Here is a 23311-nt window from a genome sequence, read left to right on the forward strand (position 1 = left end):
GGTTCACATGGATCCGACCGACCTCGGCCCGGGCACAGTCACTTGGCTGAGCGGTACGGGCACTGTGTTGCTAGGTGCGTTTCTGTGGCTGCGCAAGTGGTTGTCCAGGGATGCGGCCGAACGTGCGATGGACAGCGCGGATGTTGCAGTTATCCGCCGCCTGACCGAGCTGCTGGACATCGAGCGGGATGCCCGCCGAGAGGCAGAAACCAAAGCGGACCAGCTGGCCAGGGAGCGCAACGAGCTGGTGCTGACCGTAGGGCGGCTTCAGGGCAAGATCATGGTGCTGAGCAGCCAGCTGAGCCGTAGCTCGCAACGCTGAGGCGGCCCAGGCAAAAAAAAGCCCACCATCTTGGTGGGCCATAAGGGCGTAGGGAGCAACGCACAACAAATTCGGGTCAGGCAACCAGGGTGCCGGGTTGCAACTGTTCAACCAGTGCCTGGGCCGAGGCCAGTGTCGGCATCGGGCCGCTCACGGCTTCACCGTTGCGTACCAGGTACCAGCAAGCCAGCAGGCCCTGCTCACGCAGTGAGGCGGGGACGGCGCTGCCGACGACGGACATGATATGGATAGTGGCCATGGGGACCTCCTGCAAGACATGGCACTACCATACGCAGCAGCCGGGGCGGTTTGAAATCAACGTGCTCAATAGTGGTCATTAGTTCTATCAACCCTTACCAGCGCGGCGGGCCGTAATACACCGGCGGCGGGCCGTAGTAGGTGCGGTAGCCCGGGGGCGGTGGTGCTGGTGCGTAGTACGGCTGGTAATACACCGGCTGCGGTGGTGGTTGCACATAGACTGGCGGCGGCCCGTAATAGACCGGCTGGCGTTCGACATACACGGTACGGTCACGTCCGCCATACACCGTTGCCCCGACCACCGCGCCGACCACCGCCGCGCCCAGCAGCGGGCCCGGCCCATACCAACCGCCGCCGCCATGGCCGCCATGCGCAGCAGCAGGCCCGCTGACGGCCAAGGCACCGATCAGCAAGGCAATTCCGGGAATGAGACGGTTCATAACGCAACCTCGCAGGGAAACCCCTCGTTCGGGGCCTTACTACTATGACTCCGGTCTCCGTCAGCTGAGCACAGGGAAACGGTAAAGGTTATGTAAGGGACGACCAGTGGTTGCCTCTGGTACGCTGCACAAACGTTTCAGTTATGACAAAGGAGCAGGTTATGTCGACAACTCCCAGCAGGGACACTGTACTGTGCATCTCCCTGGCCGGGCGCCCCGGCACCTTCGGCGTGCGTTTTCACAACCACCTGTACCAGCAGCTGGGCCTGGACTTCTATTACAAGGCCATGCGCACGGATGACCTGCCAGCAGCCGTGGCAGGTATCCGCGCATTGGGGATCCGCGGGTGTGGCGTGTCGATGCCGTACAAGGAGGCCTGCATGGCCCTGGTCGACGAAATCGATCCGTCGGCTGCGGCCATTGAATCGGTGAATACCCTGGTCAACACCGAGGGGCACCTGAAGGCCTACAACACTGACTACCTGGCTGTCCGCCAGTTGCTGGCACAGCATAAGGTCGACCCGGGCACTGCCTTTGCCCTGCGCGGCAGTGGTGGCATGGCCAAGGCCGTGGCCAGTGCCTTGCGCGATGCCGGCTTTGCCGAGGGCTTGATCGTTGCGCGCAACGAGCAAGCCGGGCGCCAGCTGGCGGATGCTTGTGGCTATCGCTGGGTACCGGACCTGGGCGATATCTGCCCGCCGATGCTGGTGAACGTGACGCCGATCGGGATGGCGGGTGGGCCGGAGGCCGAAGCGCTGGCGTTTCCCGAGCTTGCCATTGCAGCGGCGGAGCGGGTGTTCGATGTGGTGGCGATGCCGGCGCAAACCCCGCTGATCCGCCGGGCGCAGGCGTTGGGTAAACCGGTCATCACGGGGCTTGAGGTGATTGCGTTGCAGGCGCTGGAGCAGTTTGTGCTGTACACCGGGGTCAGGCCGACGCGGGCGCAGGTGGATGCGGCAGTGGCGTACGCCCGGGATATCTAGTTACTCCTGTACTGGCCTCTTCGCGGGCTTGCCCGCTCCCACAGGGAAATCACACAACCTGAAATCTGTGCAGTACCTGTGGGAGCGGGCAAGCCCGCGAAGAGGCCAGTACAGGCAATCGAGGTATCAGAACACCTTGTGCCCCTCATCCAGCTGCTGGTCGACAAGGGCCCGGCCGTGGGCCAGTGACACATGCTGCGCATTCTCAAGGTCCGAGAAAAACTTCATTGGCATCGACATGCGCCTGCTGGTATGCCCGTCAGGGGCGGTGATCAGGCAGCCGGCGGCATAGGGCAGGGGAGAGTCGGGGTGGGGCATCACGCTGGCGGTGATGGTGTGCTTGCGGTATTCACAGTGAAGAGATTGCATCGTCCTTACCTCGCTGTGGCATGTGAAGCAGTTACCTTCATATACCACAGCAAGGGGCCGGGAGTTCCCGGCCCGACGAGCGCACGGCGATGAACGCTTAGCCTTTGAGCTCGGTTGGCTGGATCACTTCCACCCAGTAACCGTCCGGGTCCTTGACGAAGGCCAGGTGGTTCATGCGCCCGTCCTGCAGGCGTTTCTGGAACGGTACGTCCAGCGCTTCGAAGCGTGCACAGGCGGCGCGCACGTCCGGCACCGAAATGCAGATGTGGCCAAACCCGCGCGGGTCGGTGTTGCCGTTGTGGTAGGCAAACCCGGCATCGATTTCGGTGCCGTGGTTGTGGGTCAGCTCCAGTACGCCAGGGATCGACTTCATCCACTGGTGGCGTGCGGCGTCATCGGCAGGGATCTGCGCCGGGTCGACCAGGGCCAGGAAATACAGGCTGAAAGCGGCTTCGGGGAAGTCGCGCTTGTCCACCAGGCGAAAGCCCAGCACGCGGGTGTAGAAGTCCAGCGATTTCTCGATGTCCTTGACCCGCAGCATGGTGTGGTTGAAGACGAACTGGGCGGTGGCGGTGTCTGGCTGGGCGGTGACGCCAGGCAGGGTTTGCAGATCGTGCAGGCTCATGGGAACTCCTGAGACGGGGCCGGGCGCAAGGGTACCGGCAAAACGGACAGGCTGGCCATGATACGGCAGTGCGCCGATAGCGCAAATGAAAGCGCCCTGCACAAGGCAGGGCGCTGGAATTAGAGGCCCGCATGTGCGGGCGCGTGATGGGGTCGCTAGTCCTTTAGCTGTCTCGATACTGAGCCAGTCCTTGTGAAAAAAGTGTGAAGTGCGCGTGGACGTTTCATCAGCGTACCCAGCTTTCTACCGTCGCGGCGCCGTACTGTTCTTTCCAGGCCTTGAGCCCGCGGTGGTTGCCGCCTTTGGTCTCGATTCGCTCGCCGGTGTGCGGGTTTTGATACACCTTCACCACGCGTGGGCGGCGCTGTTGCTTGGGCGCGGCGCCGGATACCCGGGTCACGGCTTTCGGGTCGAGGATGGCGATGATATCGCGCAGGTTCTTGTCATAGCTTTTCATCAGGCCGACTAGTTTCTGCTCGAATTCGATTTCGCGTTTTAGGCCGGCATCCTTTTTCAACGCTTCCAGTTGCGCCATCTGTTCCTGGAGCGCTTTTTCGGCAGCACGAAACTCTGCAAGTCTGGACACTGTAATCACTCCTGTACGTCGGTCGTGGCAGGGCGTGACGAACATTGAAGAAGAATGAAAACGCCGGCCACGCGGGTGGGTTCTGCTGTTCGCTGATATCGAGTGTAGTCATTCATGGGTACTGGGTAAACTGCTAACTTTTTGTAAGTAAGTTGGGAACTTTCCTAGTTTTGCGTGCGTTATTTCGCCGGTTTTCTGCGGTGACCTGCCGGGGCGCTTAGACCATGGTCCAATGGCCCGTGCCAGAGCCTTTGCGCGATCATTTCAGATGATGGCCGGCTATTGTTCTGGCCTGTCGCAGTACCGTGGCCAACGCGTGCCACAGGTTGTTAACCCGTTTTTATTCTGGATGTTTCCTCGCATGTTTGCCCCTTTCCCCCTCGCCCCCGGGCGCCGTGTTGCCGGCCTGTTCCTGTTGTGTGCCGGCGTCAATGCCCAGGCCGCCGGTTTTCTGGAAGACAGCAGTGCCAAGCTTGAAGCACGCAATGTCTATTTCAACCGGGATTTTCGTGACGGCCACAGCAGTTCCAGCCAAGGTGCGTCCAAGCGCGAAGAGTGGGCACAAGGCTTCATCCTCAATGTGCAGTCGGGTTATACCCAAGGCCCGGTAGGTTTTGGTGTGGATGCTCTGGGCATGTTCGGCTTCAAACTGGATTCCAGCCCGGCCGACAGTAACAGTGGTTTGCTGCCGTCTTCCGGCCACGACCCACGGCACTCGGCCGACCAGTACGCGAAGATGGGCCTGGCGGCAAAGGTCAAGGTCTCCAACACCGTGCTCAAGTACGGTTCGATGATGCCGGATGTGCCGTTGCTCAAGTACAACGATGGTCGCCTGCTGCCGACCATGTTCCATGGCGCCATGCTCACCTCTGAAGAACTGCACGACCTGAAGTTCACCCTGGCTCGCCTGGACAAATACACCGCCCGGGATTCCACCGACCGCCAGGACATTCGCGTGCACTGCAAGAACAAGCGCTATGCCTGCGATATCGAGGCCGACCACTTCGACCTGGCCGGTGTCGATTATCGTTTCAACGAGCGCTTCAGCGCCCAGTACCAGGTGGCCAAGCTGGAAAACATCTACCGCCAGCACTTCCTCGGTCTGGTGGCCAGCCAGCCGCTGGCAGCAGGCAGCCTGTCGGCCGACCTGCGCCTGATCAAGAGCGACGACATCGGCAATGCCCGCGCCGGGGCAATCGACCACCGCGCCTTCAGCGGTATGCTCGGCTACAGCCTGGGAGGCCACAAGCTCAGCGCCGGCTGGCAGCGCATGTATGGCGACAGCGCCATGCCGTACCTGGATGGCAGCAACCCGTACCTGGTCAACTATGCCCAGGTCAACGACTTCGCTGCCGCCCAGGAGCGTTCCTGGCAAGTGCGCTATGACTATGACTTCAAGGCGCTGGGTGTGCCCGGTCTGACCTTCTTCACCCGTTACATCAACGGCGACAACATCAAGGTGCCGGGCAGCACGGCCGAAGGCAAGGAATGGGAGCGCGACACCGAGTTCAAGTACCAGGTGCAAAGTGGCACGTTCAAGGATGTCAGTGTACGCCTGCGTAATTCCACTTACCGCAGTAATTACGAGAAGTGGGCGCGTGACATGGACGAAACACGGGTAATTGTCAGCTATAACTTCTCGATCTTCTAAGCGACCGCTTTGCCAAATACCAGCAGCCAACTGACAATGGCGGCTGGTTCCCGCAAAGGGCAGGGCAATGAAAAACCTGTTGTTGATCGGCATCGGCCCGGGTGACCCGCGCCAGGTTACCTATGAGGCAGTCGATGCGTTGCGAAAAGCCAGTGTGTTCTTCGTGCTCGAAAAAGGTAGCGACAAGGATGAACTGGTGCGTCTGCGCAAGGGCATTCTGCAACGCTACCGGCCCGAGGGCGGCTATCGCCTGCTACAAGTAGCCGACCCTTTGCGCGATGGCCGGGCGGACGATTACCTGGCTGCGGTACAGGGCTGGCACCGGCAGCGGGCTGCGCTGTATGCGCAGTTGATCGAACAGGAAATTGACGAAGGCGAAACCGGCGCTTTTTTGCTGTGGGGCGAGCCGACCCTGTATGACAGCACCTTGCGCGTACTCGATCTGGTCCGCGAACGTGGCGTGGCGCTACGCCTGCAGATAGTCCCTGGCATCAGCAGTGTGCAGGCGCTGGCTGCGCGTCATCAGGTGCCACTCAACCGCATTGGCGAGCCGCTGACCGTGCTACCAGGGCGGCGCCTGACCGGGCAGGGGCCAATCGACAACGTGGTGGTGATGCTCGACGGGCAGTGCGCGTTTGCCCAGCTGGATGACCCGGCGTTGGTCATCTACTGGGGCGCTTACCTGGGGACCGAGGATGAAGTGCTGATTGCCGGGCCGTTACAGGCGGTGAAGGCGCAGATTCTGGAAGTGCGTGAGCGGGAACGGCGGCGCAAGGGGTGGATCATGGATACCTACCTGTTGCGCAGGTAGTTGTGAGGTGTATTGCCTGTGCCCGCGAAGAAGCCGGTACAGGCAACCCCATCTCAAACCGGGCCGAGGATGGCCACCACCTTGTCCCGCAACTGGTCGATACTGAACGGCTTGCCGATCATGTGCATGCCCTCGGGCACATTGAGGCTGTCAGCATAACCGCTGGCGAACAGCACAGGCAGTAGAGGGCGCAATTCGCGCGCCTTGCCGGCGAGCACTTCGCCACGCATGTCCGGCAAACCCACATCGGTCATCATCAGTGCCAGCGCCTGGCTCGGGTCTTCGAGCACCCGCAGGGCGGCTGCGGCGTCTTCTGCCTCGATCACTTCGTAGCCCAACTCATCGAGCACTTCGACCATCAGCATACGAACGATGTCGTCGTCTTCGACTACCAGAAGGTGCATGGTTCGGGTCCTGTGCAATGAATGTCTTTAATCTGTGCACCGGGCGGCACCAGAAGTTCCCGAGGATACCGATCCATGCAATCAGATGGAACGATTGGCGCACGCCACCTTCAAATACTGGCTAAATGCCCTGCCAGACCCGCCAAAGCTGGTTAGACTCGCTTAACAGGACGGTGCAGTGGCAGACAACGACAACGATTGATCAGCCACGCTTTTCAATGGACTTTTCTTGCTCGGGCCCTTTCACATGATGCAATCAGCCTTGATGGACCAACGAAGCTTTCGCAAGCTGTTGAGCCGCAACATCGGTCTTCCGCTGGGGGTGGGCCTGCTGGGTGCCGTGGCCTTTGTCGCGGTGATCAACTACCTGCTGTCGGCCATGCAGTGGGTTGAGCATACCGACCGGGTGATCGGTAATGCCAACGAAACGGTCAAGCTGTCGATCGACATGGAAACCGGCATGCGCGGCTTCCTGCTTACCGGCGACGAGCGTTTCCTCGACCCCTATGAGGTGGCCAAACCGCGTATTCTCAGCAGCCTGCAGGGCCTGCGCAGCATGGTCGAAGACAACCCGCAGCAGGTCGACCGCATCGACCGGTTGATTGCCCTGCAGCAAGCCTGGAACAATTTCGGCAGCGAGATGATCGCTCTGCGCCGTAGCCAGGGCGATTACCAGGCGTCGATCGGCAATGGCCGGGGCAAGCGCCTGACCGACGAAATCCGCAAGGAATTCGACGGCCTGATCGGCACCGAACAGCAACTACGCATGGCCCGCAACGAGAAAGTCAGCAGCGTTACCGTCACTGCCATTTCGGTGTTCGTGCTGTTCATCGTCGGCCTCAGCGCCATGTTGGCCTATCTGGGCCGGCGTGACCTGCTGGCGTTGTCGGGCAGTTACGAAGAAAACTTCAAGGCCCAGCAGCGTGCGGCCGAGCGCCTGGAACACCAGGCCTGGCTGCGCAATGGCCAGACCCGACTGGCCGAGCAGGTGCTGGGGCAACTGACGCTGTCCATGTTGGGTGACAACATCCTGCGCTTCTTTGCCGACTACCTGGGAAGTGTGGTGGGGGCGGTGTATGTGCGCGATGAGCATGGCCGCCTGGTGCGCGTGGCCACCTATGGCCTGAGTGCTGAAGAGCAAGCCCGGGAGCAGGTAAAGGGCGATCATGACGGCCTGCTGGCTCAAGCCGTACGTGAAGGGCGCCTGCTGCATCTGGAAGACCTGCCGGAAGGGTATTACCAGCTGAGTTCCGGCCTGGGCAGTGGCCTGCCACGCAGTGCCGTGTTGCTGCCCGCCAGCGACGACGGGCAGATCAATGGCGTGCTGGAACTGGGCTTCCTGCGCCCATTGGACGACCGCGACACCGAAATGCTGGAACGCATCGCCGGCAACCTTGGCATTTCCATCGAAAGTGCCCGCTACCGCCAGCGCCTGCAGGAAGTGTTGGCCGAAACCCAACAGCTGAACGAAGAGCTGCAGGTGCAGCAGGAAGAGCTGAAAACCGCCAACGAAGAGCTGGAAGAACAATCCCGCGTGCTCAAGGAGTCTCAGGCCCACCTTGAAACCCAGCAGGCGGAGCTGGAGCAGACCAACGAGCAGTTGTCCGAACGCACAGAGGCGCTGGACCTGAAGAACGACGAGCTGATGCAGGCTCAGGACGAACTGCAGGCGCGCGCCGACGAGCTGCAGCGCTCGAGCAAGTACAAGTCCGAGTTCCTGGCCAATATGTCCCACGAGCTGCGCACCCCGCTGAACAGCTCGCTGATCCTGGCCAAACTGCTGTCGGAAAACGCCGAAGGCAACCTGAGCGAAGAACAGGTCAAGTTCGCAGATTCGATCTACTCGGCCGGCAATGACCTGCTCAACCTGATCAACGACATTCTCGACATTGCCAAGGTCGAGGCCGGCAAGCTCGAGGTGCGCCCTGAAAGCACCCAGGTGGAACGCCTGGTCGAGGGCCTGCGCGGCATGTTCGAACCGCTGGCCGGGCACAAGGGGCTGGCCTTCGAGGTAAACGCTGAACCGAATGTACCCGCCACCCTGTTCACCGACCGCCAGCGCCTGGAGCAGATCCTCAAGAACCTGCTGTCCAATGCCATCAAGTTCACCGAGCGTGGCCAGGTGAGCCTGAACATCGGTTACCAGGCTGGCACTGGCATTGTCTTCGCTGTGCGCGATACCGGCATTGGCATTGCCGCCGACCAGCAGCAGGCCATTTTCGGTGCCTTCCATCAGGTCGACGGTACCAGCAACCGCCGTTACGGCGGCACCGGGCTGGGCCTGTCGATCTCGCGCGACCTGGCGCATTTGCTGGGCGGGCAGATCAGCGTTGACAGCAGCCCTGGCAAAGGCAGTGTATTCAGCCTGATCCTGCCAGAGCACTACGAAAGTGTGGGGCACAGTGTGGAGCCCCTCAGCCTGCGCCCGGCGGTCGACACCCTGCCGCCTGCCCCCCAGGTGCCGGTGGCGGCTGCGCCAAAACGCCCGCTGCCGGCGTTTGACGACGACCGTGAGTGCGCACCGTTCGGCAACCGCTGCATCCTGGTGATCGAAGACGAACCCAACTTCGCCCGCATCCTCTTCGACCTGGCCCATGAACTGGGTTACAGCTGCCTGGTGGCGCAGGGCGCCGACGAAGGGTTTGAGCTGGCCGCCCAGTACATCCCCGATGCGATCCTGCTGGACATGCGCCTGCCCGACCATTCGGGCCTGACGGTATTGCAGCGCCTGAAGGAGCAGGCCAGCACCCGGCACATCCCGGTGCATATCATTTCTGTCGAAGACCGGGTCGAGGCCGCCATGCACATGGGCGCTGTCGGCTACGCGGTCAAGCCCACCAGCCGCGACGAGCTGAAAGAAGTGTTCGCCCGCCTGGAGGCCAAGCTGACCCAGAAGCTCAAGCACATCCTGCTGGTGGAAGACGACGACCTGCAGCGCGAAAGCATTGCCCGCCTGATTGGCGACGACGACGTGGAAATCACGGCCGTGGCCATGGCCCAGGACGCCCTGGAACTGCTGCGCGAGAACATCTACGACTGCATGATCATCGACCTCAAGTTGCCCGACATGCTCGGTAACGAGCTGCTCAAGCGCATGACCGCCGAGGATATCCGCTCCTTCCCGCCGGTGATCGTGTATACCGGTCGCAACCTGACCCGCGAAGAAGAAGCCGACCTGCTCAAGTATTCGCGTTCGATCATCATCAAGGGTGCACGCTCGCCGGAGCGCCTGCTGGACGAAGTCACGCTGTTCCTGCACAAGGTCGAGTCGCAGTTGTCCAATGAACGCCAGCGCATGCTCAAGACTGCACGCAGCCGCGACAAGGTGTTCGAAGGCCGCAAGGTACTGCTGGTGGACGATGATGTGCGTAACATTTTTGCCCTCACCAGTGCCTTGGAGCACAAGGGCGCGATTGTGGAAATCGGCCGCAACGGGCGTGAAGCCATCGAGCGCCTGGAGCAGCATGACGACATCGACCTGGTGCTGATGGACGTGATGATGCCGGAAATGGACGGCTTCGAAGCCACCCGCCTGATCCGCCAGCAACCGCGCTGGCGCAAGCTGCCGATCATCGCCGTGACCGCCAAGGCCATGAAGGATGACCAGCAGCGTTGCCTGCAGGCCGGGGCCAATGATTACCTGGCCAAACCGATCGACCTGGACCGCCTGTTCTCGCTGATCCGTGTATGGCTGCCGCAACTGGAGCGAATTTGACTAGCGAACGTAACACCGACATCGAGATCCGCTTGCTGATCGAGGCCATCTACCTCAAGTACAGCTACGATTTCCGCAACTATTCCGGCGCTTCGATCAAGCGCCGGATCCTGCACGCGCTGCGCCAGTTCGACTGCCTGACGGTGTCGGCGCTGCAGGAGCGCGTGCTGCACGACCCGGGCATGTTCATGCAGTTGCTGCAGTACCTGACGATCCCGGTCAGCGAAATGTTCCGCGACCCGGGGCACTTCCTGGCGCTGCGCAATGAAGTGGTGCCGCTGCTGCGCACCTGGCCTTCGATCAAGGTGTGGATTGCAGGCTGCAGCACGGGGGAGGAGGTGTACTCCATGGCCATCCTGCTGCGCGAGGAAGGCCTGTTGGAGCGCACCATCATCTACGCCACCGACATCAACCCGCATTCGCTGGACAAGGCCAAGCAGGGTATCTACTCGATGCAGAGCATGCGCGAGTACGCCGAAAACTACCGCATCGCGGGTGGGCGCAGGGACTTTTCCGAATACTACACGTCGGCCTACGGCAACGCCATCATGGACAGCACCCTGCGTGACAACGTGACCTTCGCCGACCATAGCCTGGCCACCGACAGCGTGTTTTCCGAAACCCAGCTGGTGTCATGCCGCAACGTGCTCATCTATTTCAACAAGGAACTGCAAGACCGCGCCCTGGGCCTGTTCCATGAATCCCTGTGCCACCGAGGCTTCCTGGTGCTGGGCAGCAAGGAGTCGGTGGACTTTTCGGCCTACAGCGACCGGTTCGAGCCGCTGGTCAAGCCTGAACGGATCTACCGCAAATCATGAACGGCGTACGCGCGGTGGTGATCGGCGCCTCGGCGGGCGGCGTGACGGCGTTGTTCACCGTGCTCGGCGCGTTGCCCGCCGGCTACGGCATCCCGGTGGTGTGCGTGCTGCACCTGCCGGATGACCGCCACAGCCAGTTGGCCGAGGTGCTGCAACGGCGTTTGCAGCGCCCGGTGTGCGAGGCTCGCGACAAGCAACCGCTGAAGCCCGGGCAGGTGTATGTGGCCGGACCTGGCTACCACTTGTCGGTGGAGCGCGACTTCACCCTGTCGCTGAGCCAGGAGCCACCGCGGCATTTTTCCCGGCCATCGATCGATTTCCTGTTCATGTCGGCGGCTGACGCCTACGGTGACGGCCTGCTTGGCGTGCTGCTTACCGGTGCCAATGAAGATGGCGCCGAAGGGCTTGCCTACATCAAGAACAGCGGGGGCCGGACCATCGTCCAGGACCCCCGTGACGCACAGGTTGCGCTGATGCCTGAGGCCGCCCTGGCCCTGCACCAGCCTGACCATATACTTTCTCTGAGTGGCATCGAGCAGTTGCTCGCCGCCCTGGAACCCAGCGCATGCTAAGCCACACCATCGCCAAACTGTTGATCGTCGACGACCTGCCGGAGAACCTGCTGGCCCTCGACGCCCTGATTCAGGGCGAAGACCGCGAGGTGCATCAGGCCCAGTCTGCAGAGGCCGCGTTGTCGCTGCTGCTCGAACACGAGTTCGCCCTGGCCATCCTCGATGTGCAAATGCCAGGCATGAACGGCTTCGAGCTGGCTGAGCTGATGCGTGGCACGGAAAAGACCCGCAACATTCCCATCGTCTTCGTCACCGCGGCCGGGCGTGAGATGAACTATGCCTTCAAGGGCTACGAAAGCGGGGCGGTGGACTTCCTGCACAAGCCGCTCGACACCCTGGCGGTGAAGAGCAAGGTGTCGGTGTTCGTCGACGTGTACCGCCAGCGCAAGGTGCTCGACCGCCAGTTGCAGGCGTTGGAGCGCAGCCGCCAGGAGCAGGAACTGTTGTTGGCCCAGTTGCAGACGGCGCGAGGCGAGCTGGAGCATGCCGTGCGAATGCGTGATGACTTCATGTCGATCGTCGCCCACGAGGTTCGCACGCCGCTCAATGGGTTGATCCTGGAAACCCAGCTGCGCAAGATGCACCTGGCACGCGGCAACCTTGCAGCGTTCAGTGGCGAGAAGCTGCAGGCAATGGTCGAGCGCGATGAACGGCAGATCAACAGCCTGATTCGCCTGATCGAAGACATGCTCGATGTGTCGCGTATCCGCACCGGCAAGCTGTCGCTACGGCCCAAGTCCTTCGACTTGAGCCAACTGGTAAGTGGCCTGGTGGAGAATTTCGCTGCCCAGGCCACTGCGTTGGACACGCGTATCGAGCTACAACGTTGCGAACCGCTGCACGGTGAGTGGGACGAATTTCGCATTGAACAAGTGGTGGTCAACCTGTTGTCCAATGCCTTGCGATATGGTGAGCGCAAGCCGGTGCTGGTACGGGTGTTCGAACAGGACGGCCTGGCGTGCGTGCAAGTGCAGGACCAGGGTATCGGCATTGGTGCGGCCAACCAGCAGCGCATTTTCCAGCAGTTCGAGCGGGTGGCCACCCAGCAAGCCAGCGGCGGGTTGGGCTTGGGGTTGTATATATCGGAACAGATCGTGCAGGCCCATGGCGGGTGCATCCGGGTCGACAGTGAAGAGGGCAAGGGTGCCACTTTTACCTTGCAACTGCCGCTGGCAACCTACGAACAACAAAACGACCAGGCGCGGGCAACCTCTGCATGAGCCTGGGGTCTGATGGCCAACTGTAAGCATTTCAAGGCGTTAACATGAGTGAAGATGCACAAGATGTGGTGCTGATCGTCGAGGATGAACCGGCGATTCGCATGATTCTGCGGGATTACCTGGCGGGCGAGGGGTATCACGTGCTGGTGGCCGAAGATGGCGAGCAGGCGTTTGCCATCCTGGCCAGCAAACCGCACCTGGACCTGATGGTGACGGATTTCCGCCTGCCGGGTGGTATCTCCGGGGTGGAGATTGCGGAGCCTGCGGTGAAGTTGCGGCCGGACCTGAAGGTGATCTTCATCAGTGGCTACCCGGCGGAGATTCTGGAATCGGGCAGCCCGATCACTCGCAAGGCACCGATCTTGGCCAAGCCGTTTGACCTGGATACCTTGCACGAGCAGATCCAGAGTCTGCTGCGTTAACCTGCGCCGGCCTCCTCGCGGGCTTGCCCGCGAAGAGGCCGGTACAGGCTACCGCAGGGTTCGCTCAATACCCCCTACCAACATACTCTCCATCAACCCCAGCCCCTGCTCCTCAGGCAGCGCCTTCAACATCCCCGGCAACTGGTTGAGCAGCGTCGCCACCACATGCGCCGTCGCCACCAGGGCTTCCCCTTGCAGCTTCGCCTGCGGCGCAATCAGCCTCAGCAGCCCCGCTTCATAACGCGAACGCAACAACGCCAAACGCGCCCGCTGCTCGTCACTCAGGCAGCACAAATCCCGCTCGGCCAGCCGAAACTGCATGGGCCGCTCGGCATGCAACTGCCAGTGCGCCGCAATCAGGCAGCTCAACGCCGAGGCCCCGCGCGCCATGGCCCGGCGGCCCTGGTCCAGGGTGGCCTGCAGTTCCTCGTACAACTCCTCGATCAGGTCGTACAGCAAGTCCTGCTTGCTCGGGAAGTGATGGTACAGCGAGCCTGCGGTCAGCCCCACATGGGCCGCCAGCTCGCGCATGCTGACCTGGCCAAAGCCCTTTTCGGCAAACAGCGCCATGGCCCGGTCACGTCGCTCTTCAAAATTGGCACAGCGCATTGCGGCATTGACCGGGGGCATGGCGCAGGGTCCTCAATAGGTGAAGAAGCCGCGACCGCTCTTGCGCCCCAGCCAACCGGCCGCGACCATTTCCTTGAGCAGCGGGGCAGGGCGGTACTTGCTGTCGTTGAAGCCCTCATGGAAGGCCTCCATGATCGCCAGCAGCGTGTCCAGGCCAATCAGATCGGCCAGGGCCAGTGGGCCGATGGGCTGGTTGCAGCCCAGGCGCATGCCGGTGTCGATGTCCTCGGCGCTGGCCAGGCCCTCCTGGCGCACGAAGATCGCTTCGTTGATCATCGGCACCAGGATGCGGTTGACCACGAAGCCCGGGCGGTTGCCGGCGGTGATCGGTGTCTTGCCGACCTTTTCGGTCACCACCAGCGCCTGGGCATAGGTGTTGTCGCTGGTCTGCAGGCCGCGAATGATCTCCACCAGCGCCATCATCGGCACCGGGTTGAAGAAATGCACACCAATGAAACGCTCGGGGTGCTCGATGCTGGCAGCCAGCTGGGTGACCGACAGCGACGAGGTGTTGGTGGCAATCAGGCAGTCGGCAGTGACGTTGGCCGCCACCTGCTGCAGGATGCGTTGCTTGAGCTGCAGGTTCTCGGTCGCGGCCTCGATCACCAGCTGTGTACCGTTGAGCTGGCTATAGTCGGTGCTGGTGCGAATGCGGGTCTTGGCGGCTGCGGCCTTGTCCGCATCCAGGGTGCCTTTGCTGACCTGGCGCTCGAGGTTTTTGCTCAAGGTGGCCACGCCGCGCTCCAGTGCTGCGTCGGACACGTCCACCAGCAGCACTTGGTAGCCGGCCACTGCGCACACCTGGGCAATGCCGTTGCCCATGGTGCCGGCGCCGATCACGGCGATTTGTTCAATGCTCATGTGTCAGCCTCTCTCAGACGCGTTCGAAGACCACGGCAATGCCCTGGCCGCCACCGATGCACATGGTGGCCAGCGCGTAGCGGCCCTGGATGCGCTGCAGTTCATGGATGGCTTTGGTGGCGATGATCGCGCCCGTGGCGCCCACCGGGTGGCCCAGGGAAATGCCCGAACCGTTGGGGTTGACCTTTTCCGGGTCGAAGCCCAGCTCGCGGGCCACGGCGCAGGCCTGGGCGGCGAACGCTTCGTTGGACTCGATCACGTCCAGGTCCTGCACCTTCAGGCCGGTCTTTTCCAGCACCTTGCGGGTGGCCGGGATCGGGCCCAGGCCCATCAGTTCAGGCTCGACACCGGCGTGGGCGTAACCCACCAGGCGGGCCAGCGGCTTCAGGCCCAGGCGGCGTACGGCGTCGCCCGTCGCCAGCACCAGGCCGGCGGCGCCGTCGTTGATGCCGCTGGCGTTGCCGGCGGTGACGGTGCCGTCTTTCTTGAACACCGGCTTCATGCCGGCCAGTTGTTCAGCGGTCACTTCGCCACGCACATGCTCGTCGACACTGAACTGCACGCTGCCTTTACGGGTTTTCAGTTCCAGCGGCACGATCTGGCTGTCGAAGCGGCCTTCGGCAATGGCGCGGGCGGCGCGGCGCTGGCTGGTCAGGGCCAGTTCGTCCTGCATTTCGCGGGTGATGCCGTGTTTGGCCGAGACGTTTTCGGCGGTGATGCCCATGTGGAAGTGCTGGAACGGGTCCTGCAGCACGCCAACGGTGTAGTCGATGCCTTGCAGGTCACCCATGCGCGCGCCCCAGCGTGCCTGTGGCAGCAGGTATGGGCCACGGCTCATGGATTCGGCACCGGCTGCAACGGCCACGTCGGTGTCCCCCAGCAACAGCCCCTGGGCTGCCGAAACGATGGCCTGCAGGCCCGAGCCGCACAGGCGGTTGACGTTGAACGCCGGGGTTTCCTTGGGGATGCCGGCGTTCATCGCTGCCACACGGGCCAGGTAGGCGTCACGCGGCTCAGTAGGGATTACCGTGCCCATCACCAGATGGCCAACTTGATCGGCGGCCAGGCCCGAACGCTCGATGGCAGCACGGGTAATGGTGCTGGCCAGGTCGGCCAGCGGCAGGTCCTTCAGGGACCCACCAAAGCCACCAATGGCTGAACGGACGGCACTGACGACGTAGATTTCTGCGTTGCTCATAGGGGCTCCGATTGCGAAGGCATGGCGGGACCGGGCCAGGCTCTGCGAGAATGGCCGGCGGTCCCGGAGTGGGATCGAGTCTAGGCAAAGGCTCTGTTGCAGCCTATGCCGGAACTGTTCAAACAACCTGGCACTTTTTGCCACTCAGCATAGACAGCGAAAACCGCCATGCGCGATAGCGATTCGGTCGCCGTGTACTTTCTCAACGCCATGCTCCATGCCCTGCGCGACAGCCCCGCCGAGCGTGATGCACAGCTGCGTGCCGTGGGCATCGACCCACAGCTGCTGGAACAGCCCCAGGCCCGCGTGCCGGCCAAGGCCTTCGCCCAGCTTTGGCTGGCGATGATTCAACGGCTGGACGACGAGTTTTTCTGCCTCGACAGCCATGGCATGCCGCTGGGCAGCTTCGCCCTGATCTGCCGGGGCTTGATACTTGAACCGAACCTGGAAAAGGCCTTGCGCCAATGCATGGGCGGCTTCGGCCTGTTCCTGCGCGACCTGCGTGGCAGCCTGACGGTCCGTGGCGGGCGGGCGCTGATCAGCGTGCAGTCGAACATTGCCGACCCGCTGACCCGGGTGTATGCCGAGGAAACCTATTTGGTGCTGATGATCGGCATGCTGTGCTGGCTGGCCGGGCGGCGCATTGCCATCGACCGTACCGAGCTGGCGGTGTCGCGCCCGGCCCAGGAAGACGACCTGCTGCTGTGGGGGCCAGACCTGCGCCTGGGCAGCGGCCGCACCGAGGTGGAATTCGACAGCGCCTACCTGCGGTTGCCGGTGGTACAGGATTTGCCAGCCTTGAAAACCTTTCTGCGCACTGCGCCACAGGGGCTGGTGATTCGCTTTCGTAACCAGAACGGGCTGGTGGCCGAGGTGTACCGGCGCTTGCGCGCACTACGTTATGGCCAGTGGCCGACATTGGCGGCGCTGGCGCAGCAGCAGGGGGTTAGCGCCAGTACCTTTCGCAGGCAGTTGGACCGGGAGGGGCGTTCGTATCAGCAGATCAAAGACGAAGTACGCCGGGCGATGGCCTTCGAGCGCTTGCGTGAAGGGGTGTTGAGCATTGCCGAAATCGCCGAGCAGGCGGGGTTCCAGGAGCCCAGTGCGTTCCACCGGGCGTTCAAGAAGTGGACTGGACAGAGTCCCGGCAGCTATCGAGCTCGGTTGGCTGGGCGTTAGTTGTTACCTGTACTGGCCCTATCGCCGGCAAGCCAGCTCTCACAGGACACCACAAGGCTCGAAAACTGTGGGGAGCTTGTGGGAGCTGGCTTGCCGGCGATAGGGCCGGTACAGGCTACCGGTTAATGATCAGGCCGGCACCATCGCAAACCCGACACCAAACCGGTTCCAGGCATTGATGGTGGCAATCGCCAAGGTCAGGTTGGCCACCTCGGCCGGCTCGAAATGTGCCTGCAAGGCTTCATATTCCCCCTGCGGTGCCCCACGCTCAGGCAAGCGGGTCAGGCTCTCGACCCAGGCCAGTGCCGCACGTTCACGCGGGGTGAAGTAGGCGGTCTCACGCCATACGCTCAACGTCTGCAAGCGCGCCTCGGTCTCGCCGGCCTTGCGCGCATCGTTGGCATGCAGGTTCACGCAGTAGGCGCAGCCGTTGATCTGCGATGCCCGCAGGCGCACCAGCTCCAGCAGGGAACTCTCCAGGCCGCTCTTGGCCAGGGCCTGTTCCAGGCCGACCATGGCTTTGTAGGCTTCGGGGGCGTGCTTGGCCCATTCGATACGGTTGTGCATGGCTGTCTCCAAAGGGTGTGGGGTGGGAATGGCACTACTGTAGCGCCGCCCTTTGGCCACCCCGATAGCCAATCCCGCGCATATGCAGGAGGCCAATCGACCATTCAGGTGGTCACTGACAGGCATCCAATCTCTTCATTTCTGCCAGGCTGGCCGAGCCGGGATAATGGCCGGGTCTTGCTACAAGAGAACTGATTCACAATGAGAGCTGCGTTGAACCTGTTGCTGGTGATTCTGCTGGCGCTGAACTTGCGGCCGATCCTGACCAGTATCGGCCCGTTACTCGAACCTATGCGTGCCAGCACTGGCCTGGGCTACCAGCAGGCCGCCTTGCTGACGGCGTTGCCGGTGCTGTGCATGGGGCTGGTACCGTTGCTGCAACCCTGGCTGCGGCGCTGGATCAGCGAGCATGGCGGCATGCTCGGTGGCCTGGCTGCGATTGCCCTGGCCTGCCTGTGGCGCCTGCAACTGGACAGCGTCTGGGCGTTGATTGCCAGTGCAGTGGTCGCGGGCCTGGGCGTGGCGGTGGTGCAAGGCATGATGCCAGGGTTGGTCAATCGATGGTTCCCCGGGCGGCTGGCCGGGGCGATGGGCCTGTATTCGGCGGCACTGATGACGGGCGGTGGCCTGGCGGCCGTGCTTGGGCCACATATCAGTGGCCACTTCGGCCACTGGCAGGCCGGCCTGGGCCTGTGGGCAGCCCCGGCAGTGCTGGCGGTGCTGGCTTGGGCCGTGCTGCGGCCACGTCAGGAAGCACCGAAGCTGGCGGGCGCTGCGGGTGGACACTGGTTCGGCACCCGCCGGGCGTGGTTGCTGGCCTTGTACTTCGGCCTGATCAATGGTGGTTACACCAGCATGGTGGCCTGGTTGCCGGCCTACCATATCGAGCACGGTGGCAGTGCCCAGGGCGGCGCCGACCTGGTGGGCCTGATGACCATTTTCCAGGTGGCCGGCGCGCTCGGCCTGCCACTGCTGCTGCGGCGCTGGGCAGACCGGCGCCCAGGCCTTTGGCTGGCGCTGGCGATTCAGCTGGCGGGCTTCCTCGGCCTGCTGCTGGCCCCCACGGTGGCTGCAGGACTGTGGGTCGCCATGATCGGCTTTGGTCTGGGCGCCTGTTTCAGCCAGAGCCTGACGCTGACCCTGGAACACCTCAAGACGCCTGCCGAGGCCGGCAGCCTGGCGGCATTCGTACAGGGGATCGGCTTTATCATCACCGGTATCGTGCCGTACATCACCGGCTGGTTGCGTGACGTGAGTGGCGACTTCCAGGCATCGTGGATGCTGCTGACCGTGACCGTGATGGCGATGCTGCTGGTAACCGCCTGTTTCAACCCGCGTGGCTATGCTGCGGCCATCGCGCGCGCGCCCGCGACGGGCAGGGCCGCGCCGGTCAGCTGAGGCGTTGCAGGGTATCGCGCACCCGGTCCAGTGCCGGGTCGACGTCCAGCAGCTCGATAGCGCCAAAGCCCAGCAACAGCCCCGGGCGTACCGGTGCTTCGCTGAAGAACGGCGCCAGCGAATACAGGCCCACCTCCACCTTGCGTGCGAGGTTGGCCAGCAACTCGACATCGACCCCGGGCTTTGCCAGCGCGCTGAGGTGGAAGCCCGCGCTGGCGGGGATGGCGCTGAACCACGGTGACAGGTCGCCGCCCAGGCGCGCCAGGATACGTTCGCGGCGGGCGCTGTAAACCTCGTGGCAGCGGCGGATGTGCTTGTTCAGGTGGCCTTCGCCCAAGAAGCGCGCCAGCGCCCACTGCAGCAAGGTCGGGCTGTGCCAGTCACTGAGGTGCTTGGCCACGCAGGCCGCCTGCAGCACGGCAGGCGGCAACACGGCATAGCCCAGCCGCAGCTCGGGCAGCAATGTCTTGGAAAAGGTCCCCACATAGGCCACCAGGCCATGGCGGTCGAGGCGCTGCAGTGCGTCCGCTGCCGGCCCGTGGTAACGGAACTCGCAATCGTAGTCGTCTTCGATGATCAACGCGCCCAGCTCAGCCGCCCGGGCCAGCAGGGCGTGCCGACGTGGCTCGCTCATGGGCATGCCCAGCGGGAACTGGTGCGACGGCGTTACATAGATCAACCGGGTGCCATCGGCGATGTGCTCGACGCGCAGGCCTTCATCATCCACCGGAACGGACTGCACGCGCGCGCCAAGGGCCAGGAACAGTTGCCGGGCAGGTGGGTAGCCGGGGTCTTCCATGGCCACTTGGCAACCGGGTTCCACCAATACCCGGGCGATCAGGTCCAGCGCTTGCTGGGCGCCGTTGCACACCAGCAGGTCAGCTGCGCTGCAGTGCACGCCGCGGGCGTAGGCGATGTGGTGGGCAATGGCCTCGCGCAGCTCCGGCAGGCCCTGGGCCGTAAACTGCCGCTCGGGGTGGCGCTGGCTGCGGCGCAGGGCGTAGTTCAGGCAGCTGCGCCACTGGTCGAAGGGGAACTGCGCCTTGCTTGAGGCACCACCGATAAAGTCATAACGGGAGGGCGCTTGAAGCTGGCGTTGGCCGAGCACGGTGGCGCGCTGCTGCCAGCGCTCGAGGGACGCGGCGCCGGCCAGGGGGATGGTGGTGGATTCATGGCTACGCAGCGGTTGGCGCGGCGTGATGAAGGTGCCACGGCCGACCACACCGCTGAGCAGGTTGTCGTACGTGAGCCGCGAATAGGCCTCGGCCACCGTCTTGCGCGACACGCCCAGTTGCTCGGCCAGCAGGCGGGTGGGTGGCAACTGGGTGCCGGCGGCCAGGTGGCCACTGTCGATACCGGCGCGCAGTTGCTGATAGAGCTGGTCGGCCAGGCCTTTGCGGCCCTCCAGGCGAATGTGCAGTTCCATGGGGCGGTCCGGAGCGGGGGAGTGCTCAGGATAGCGGATTGGCCAGACAAGGGCATGGGGCTGCGAAGCAGCCCCAAAAAGCTCAGAGCCGGGCCGTACTCACAGTGATATAGCCCTTGTCGGCTACTGCGATGCGTATCACAGTTTCATCCGCTGGCGCCTTGCGGTTGCGCTTGATGCGCACGCCATCGACTGCGGCCGCTTTCAGGTGTTCCGCAATGGCCCGCCCGTTTGGGTCGAAGAACACTTCGCTGGCCAGCAACTCGATACGCTCGATCAGTTGCCGGGAGTGTTCGTCGGTGGCGCAGAAGAACATCACCCCCGACAGGTGCGGATCCTCTTCGGGGTTGCGGATGTCATGGGCCAGCATTTCGCACAAGCTGCTGCGCAGTTCGGCAATGGAGCGGGCGTAAAGGTGCATACGGAGCCTCCTCTGGATCGCGACCTTGCGTTTTCCAGTGCCGATCTTGTTTTTTGCGTGCAGAGGCAGCAAGCAGGACGCTTCCGAAAACGTTGTGGGAAATTTCTGAAGACGCCGGAATGCCACCCCTGACTGGCCGGTGGCAGATGTTTGCTGCCGGCGCGACACAAGGCCGCGCCAGCAACACCGCGCAGCTTGGGCTAGCGTTGAACCTGCTGCTTGAACCGCAACCGCCAGCCATGCAGTAACGGCTCGGTATAGCCACTGGGCTGCTCGCGCCCCTTGAACACCAGCTCTCGGGCGGCGCGAAACGCATGCGATGCCTCGAAGTTGGCCGCCATTGGCCGGTACGCCGGGTCCCCGGCATTCTGTTGGTCTACCACCTTGGCCATGCGTTGCAGCGTCGCCTCGACCTGCTCGGCACCCACCACGCCATGGTGCAGCCAGTTGGCGATGTGCTGCGCTGAAATGCGCAGGGTGGCGCGGTCCTCCATCAGGCCCACATCGTGGATGTCCGGTACCTTGGAGCAGCCGACTCCTTGTTCGACCCAGCGCACCACGTAACCGAGGATGCCTTGGCAGTTGTTGTCCAGTTCAGCCTGGATATCGTCGGCACTCCAGGGCCGCTCGGGGCTGACCGGTACGCTGAGCAGGTCGTTCAGCAATGCGTCGCGCTGGGCGTTCAGGTCGACTGCTTCCAGCGCCTGCTGTACCCCTGCCACGTCTACCTGGTGGTAATGCAGCGCGTGCAGCGTTGCGGCCGTCGGCGAGGGCACCCAGGCGGTGTTGGCACCGGCCTTGGGCTGGGCAATCTTCTGTTCGAGCATGGCCGCCATCAGGTCGGGCATGGCCCACATGCCCTTACCGATCTGCGCCTTGCCGCGTAAGCCGCAGGCCAGCCCCACCAGCACGTTGCTGCGTTCGTAGGCCTGGATCCAGGCGCTGCCTTTCATGTCGCCCTTGCGCAGCATGGCACCGGCTTCCATGGCGCTGTGCATCTCGTCCCCGGTGCGGTCGAGGAAGCCGGTGTTGATGAACACCACCCGTGATGCCGCACTGGCGATGCAGGCTTTGAGGTTGACGCTGGTGCGCCGCTCTTCGTCCATGATGCCCATCTTCAGGGTATCCGCGGGCAGGCCCAACAGGGCTTCGACGCGACCGAACAGCTGGTCGGCAAAGGCCACTTCGGCCGGCCCGTGCATTTTCGGTTTGACGATGTACAGGCTGCCTTCGCGCGAGTTGCCACGGCGCTTGAGGTCGTGCAGGCCAATCAGGCTGGTGACCACGGCATCGAGGATGCCTTCCGGGATTTCCCGGCCATCGCGGTCGTGGATCGCCGGGTTGGTCATCAGGTGGCCGACGTTGCGAATGAACAGCAGCGAACGGCCCGGCAAGGTCAGTGGCTGGCCGTTTGCACCGTGATACTGGCGGTCGGCGGCCAAGGTGCGGCTGAAGGTTTTGCCGCCCTTGCTGACCTGTTCGCTGAGGTCGCCTTTCATCAGGCCCAGCCAGTTGCGATAGACATTGACCTTGTCGTCGGCATCGACGGCTGCCACTGAGTCTTCGCAGTCGATGATGGTGGTCAGTGCGGCTTCCAGCAGGATGTCCTTGACCCCGGCCAGGTCCTGCTGGCCGATGACGTTGGTCGGGTCGATCCGGATTTCGAAATGCAGTTGGTGGTGCTGCAGCAGGATCGCCGTTGGCGTGTTCGGCTCGCCTTGGTAGCCACGCATTTGTGCGGGGTTTTGCAAGCCAACCTGGCGGCCATCGGCCAGGGTGACCTGCAGTGCGCCCTGGTTGACCGCGTAGGCCTTGGCGTCGCTGTGTGAGGCGCCGGCAAGCGGGGCTGAGGTATCGAGGAATTGCCGGCCATAGGCAATCACCTTGGCGCCGCGCACCGGGTTGTAGCCTTGGCCGCGCTCGGCACCCGCGGTTTCGGCGATGGCATCGGTACCGTAGAGGGCATCGTACAGTGAGCCCCAGCGGGCGTTGGCGGCGTTGAGGGCGTAGCGGGCATTGCTCAGCGGCACGACCAGTTGCGGGCCGGCTTGTACGGCGATCTCGCGGTCGACGTTGTGGGTGCTGATTTGCACGTTTTCGGGGGCATCCACGAGGTAGCCGATGCCTTGCAGGAAGTGCCGGTAGGCGGCCATGTCGCGGATCGGGCCGGGGTGCTGGCGGTGCCAGCTGTCCAGTTCGGCCTGCAGGCGCTCGCGTTCGGCGAGCAGGGCACGGTTTTGCGGGGCCAGGTCGTGGACCAGGGTGCTGAAGCCTTGCCAGAAGGGGACGGCTTCGATGCCGGTGCCGGGGAGCACTTCGTTTTCGATGAAGCGCTGGAGGATGGGGGCTATCTGGAGTTCGTTTGGCATTGTCTATTCGCTCGATGTTCGATCTTCTGGAAACAGGTTGCCTGTGCCGGCTTCTTCGCGGGCATG

At 63.1% G+C, this 23311-nt stretch carries 24 protein-coding genes; 11 read left to right on the forward strand and 13 right to left on the reverse strand.

From position 1 onward, the window contains the following. Positions 1-7: 7 nt before the first annotated feature. Positions 8-322: a hypothetical protein gene (locus A0O30_RS24705; RefSeq protein ID WP_060499300.1), complete on the forward strand. Its 315-nt coding sequence runs from the start codon at positions 8-10 to the stop codon at positions 320-322. 76 nt (positions 323-398) lie between these two features. On the opposite strand, the gene A0O30_RS24710 is transcribed toward A0O30_RS24705, so the two are convergent. Together A0O30_RS24710 and A0O30_RS24715 are read right to left on the reverse strand one after the other, a co-directional pair. Continuing rightward, on the reverse strand, positions 399-581 hold the full coding sequence (locus tag A0O30_RS24710; RefSeq protein WP_016711139.1) for a hypothetical protein: 183 nt from the start codon (positions 579-581) through the stop codon (positions 399-401). 94 nt (positions 582-675) lie between these two features. Continuing rightward, complete coding sequence (locus tag A0O30_RS24715) at positions 676-1020, reverse strand: hypothetical protein (RefSeq protein WP_025752674.1); 345 nt, start codon at positions 1018-1020, stop codon at positions 676-678. Between the two features lie 161 nt (positions 1021-1181). On the opposite strand from A0O30_RS24715, the gene A0O30_RS24720 reads away from it, so the two are divergent. Further along, positions 1182-2003, forward strand: coding sequence for a shikimate 5-dehydrogenase (locus A0O30_RS24720; protein ID WP_105948400.1), 822 nt, complete (start codon positions 1182-1184; stop codon positions 2001-2003). Between the two features lie 126 nt (positions 2004-2129). Here A0O30_RS24720 and A0O30_RS24725 read toward each other — a convergent pair whose 3' ends face one another. From A0O30_RS24725 to A0O30_RS24735, 3 genes are all read right to left on the reverse strand, one after another. Beyond that, complete coding sequence (locus A0O30_RS24725; RefSeq protein WP_019099472.1) at positions 2130-2372, reverse strand: hypothetical protein; 243 nt, start codon at positions 2370-2372, stop codon at positions 2130-2132. Between the two features lie 97 nt (positions 2373-2469). Further along, positions 2470-2997, reverse strand: coding sequence for a lactoylglutathione lyase (gene gloA, locus A0O30_RS24730; protein WP_105948401.1), 528 nt, complete (start codon positions 2995-2997; stop codon positions 2470-2472). 226 nt (positions 2998-3223) lie between these two features. Then, entirely contained in the window at positions 3224-3583 is a 360-nt protein-coding gene (locus A0O30_RS24735) for a histone-like nucleoid-structuring protein, MvaT/MvaU family (RefSeq protein WP_016711134.1), read from the reverse strand. A gap of 361 nt (positions 3584-3944) precedes the next feature. On the opposite strand from A0O30_RS24735, the gene A0O30_RS24740 reads away from it, so the two are divergent. Together A0O30_RS24740 and cobF are read left to right on the forward strand one after the other, a co-directional pair. After that, positions 3945-5234 (forward strand): OprD family porin, encoded by a 1290-nt coding sequence (locus A0O30_RS24740; RefSeq protein WP_105948402.1) that lies wholly within the window; start codon positions 3945-3947, stop codon positions 5232-5234. A 67-nt stretch (positions 5235-5301) separates the two neighbouring features. Beyond that, positions 5302-6045 (forward strand): precorrin-6A synthase (deacetylating), encoded by a 744-nt coding sequence (cobF, locus tag A0O30_RS24745; protein ID WP_105948403.1) that lies wholly within the window; start codon positions 5302-5304, stop codon positions 6043-6045. A 53-nt stretch (positions 6046-6098) separates the two neighbouring features. Here cobF and A0O30_RS24750 read toward each other — a convergent pair whose 3' ends face one another. Beyond that, complete coding sequence (locus tag A0O30_RS24750) at positions 6099-6449, reverse strand: response regulator (protein ID WP_105948404.1); 351 nt, start codon at positions 6447-6449, stop codon at positions 6099-6101. 247 nt (positions 6450-6696) lie between these two features. On the opposite strand from A0O30_RS24750, the gene A0O30_RS24755 reads away from it, so the two are divergent. Genes A0O30_RS24755 through A0O30_RS24775 form a run of 5 tightly spaced genes read left to right on the forward strand, consistent with a single transcriptional unit; the run spans position 6697 to position 13196 of the window. Continuing rightward, entirely contained in the window at positions 6697-10164 is a 3468-nt protein-coding gene (locus A0O30_RS24755; RefSeq protein WP_105948405.1) for a response regulator, read from the forward strand. Continuing rightward, positions 10161-10982 carry a protein-glutamate O-methyltransferase CheR gene (locus tag A0O30_RS24760; protein WP_019099468.1) on the forward strand — a complete coding sequence of 274 codons (822 nt, stop codon included), beginning with the start codon at positions 10161-10163 and terminating at the stop codon, positions 10980-10982. The genes A0O30_RS24755 and A0O30_RS24760 overlap by 4 nt, the downstream gene beginning before the upstream one ends. Beyond that, positions 10979-11554, forward strand: coding sequence for a chemotaxis protein CheB (locus A0O30_RS24765; protein WP_105948406.1), 576 nt, complete (start codon positions 10979-10981; stop codon positions 11552-11554). Before A0O30_RS24760 ends, A0O30_RS24765 begins: the two co-directional genes overlap by 4 nt. Further along, positions 11548-12774, forward strand: a complete 1227-nt coding sequence (locus A0O30_RS24770) for a hybrid sensor histidine kinase/response regulator (RefSeq protein WP_105948407.1) — start codon at positions 11548-11550, stop codon at positions 12772-12774. The genes A0O30_RS24765 and A0O30_RS24770 overlap by 7 nt, the downstream gene beginning before the upstream one ends. Positions 12775-12818: 44 nt before the next feature. Continuing rightward, the gene (locus A0O30_RS24775) at positions 12819-13196 is read left to right on the forward strand and encodes a response regulator (RefSeq protein ID WP_016711125.1); all 378 of its coding nucleotides are present in this window, start codon (positions 12819-12821) and stop codon (positions 13194-13196) included. A gap of 48 nt (positions 13197-13244) precedes the next feature. Here the strand turns inward: A0O30_RS24775 and A0O30_RS24780 are convergent, their stop codons facing one another. Genes A0O30_RS24780 through A0O30_RS24790 form a run of 3 tightly spaced genes read right to left on the reverse strand, consistent with a single transcriptional unit; the run spans position 13245 to position 15885 of the window. After that, on the reverse strand, positions 13245-13826 hold the full coding sequence (locus A0O30_RS24780; RefSeq protein WP_104835068.1) for a TetR/AcrR family transcriptional regulator: 582 nt from the start codon (positions 13824-13826) through the stop codon (positions 13245-13247). Positions 13827-13838: 12 nt separating this feature from the next. Beyond that, positions 13839-14687 carry a 3-hydroxybutyryl-CoA dehydrogenase gene (locus A0O30_RS24785; protein WP_105948408.1) on the reverse strand — a complete coding sequence of 283 codons (849 nt, stop codon included), beginning with the start codon at positions 14685-14687 and terminating at the stop codon, positions 13839-13841. 13 nt (positions 14688-14700) lie between these two features. Beyond that, positions 14701-15885 carry an acetyl-CoA C-acyltransferase family protein gene (locus tag A0O30_RS24790; protein WP_105948409.1) on the reverse strand — a complete coding sequence of 395 codons (1185 nt, stop codon included), beginning with the start codon at positions 15883-15885 and terminating at the stop codon, positions 14701-14703. A gap of 168 nt (positions 15886-16053) precedes the next feature. Between A0O30_RS24790 and A0O30_RS24795 the strand changes: the two genes are divergently transcribed. Next, the gene (locus A0O30_RS24795) at positions 16054-17064 is read left to right on the forward strand and encodes an AraC family transcriptional regulator (protein WP_105948410.1); all 1011 of its coding nucleotides are present in this window, start codon (positions 16054-16056) and stop codon (positions 17062-17064) included. Between the two features lie 129 nt (positions 17065-17193). Here A0O30_RS24795 and A0O30_RS24800 read toward each other — a convergent pair whose 3' ends face one another. Then, a complete protein-coding gene (locus A0O30_RS24800; RefSeq protein WP_105948411.1) occupies positions 17194-17631 on the reverse strand; it encodes a carboxymuconolactone decarboxylase family protein in 438 nt (145 codons plus the stop codon). A 201-nt stretch (positions 17632-17832) separates the two neighbouring features. On the opposite strand from A0O30_RS24800, the gene A0O30_RS24805 reads away from it, so the two are divergent. After that, on the forward strand, positions 17833-19029 hold the full coding sequence (locus A0O30_RS24805; RefSeq protein WP_105948412.1) for a cyanate transporter: 1197 nt from the start codon (positions 17833-17835) through the stop codon (positions 19027-19029). On the opposite strand, the gene A0O30_RS24810 is transcribed toward A0O30_RS24805, so the two are convergent. From A0O30_RS24810 to A0O30_RS24820, 3 genes are all read right to left on the reverse strand, one after another. After that, positions 19022-20455: a PLP-dependent aminotransferase family protein gene (locus A0O30_RS24810; RefSeq protein WP_105948413.1), complete on the reverse strand. Its 1434-nt coding sequence runs from the start codon at positions 20453-20455 to the stop codon at positions 19022-19024. The genes A0O30_RS24805 and A0O30_RS24810 overlap by 8 nt on opposite strands. An 82-nt stretch (positions 20456-20537) precedes the next feature. Further along, positions 20538-20876, reverse strand: a complete 339-nt coding sequence (locus tag A0O30_RS24815; RefSeq protein WP_060499274.1) for a hypothetical protein — start codon at positions 20874-20876, stop codon at positions 20538-20540. Between the two features lie 200 nt (positions 20877-21076). Continuing rightward, on the reverse strand, positions 21077-23245 hold the full coding sequence (locus tag A0O30_RS24820) for a malate synthase G (RefSeq protein WP_105948414.1): 2169 nt from the start codon (positions 23243-23245) through the stop codon (positions 21077-21079). Positions 23246-23311: the final 66 nt, after the last annotated feature.

Source organism: Pseudomonas sp. LLC-1, assembly GCF_002992185.1.
GTDB classification, from domain to species: domain Bacteria; phylum Pseudomonadota; class Gammaproteobacteria; order Pseudomonadales; family Pseudomonadaceae; genus Aquipseudomonas; species Aquipseudomonas monteilii.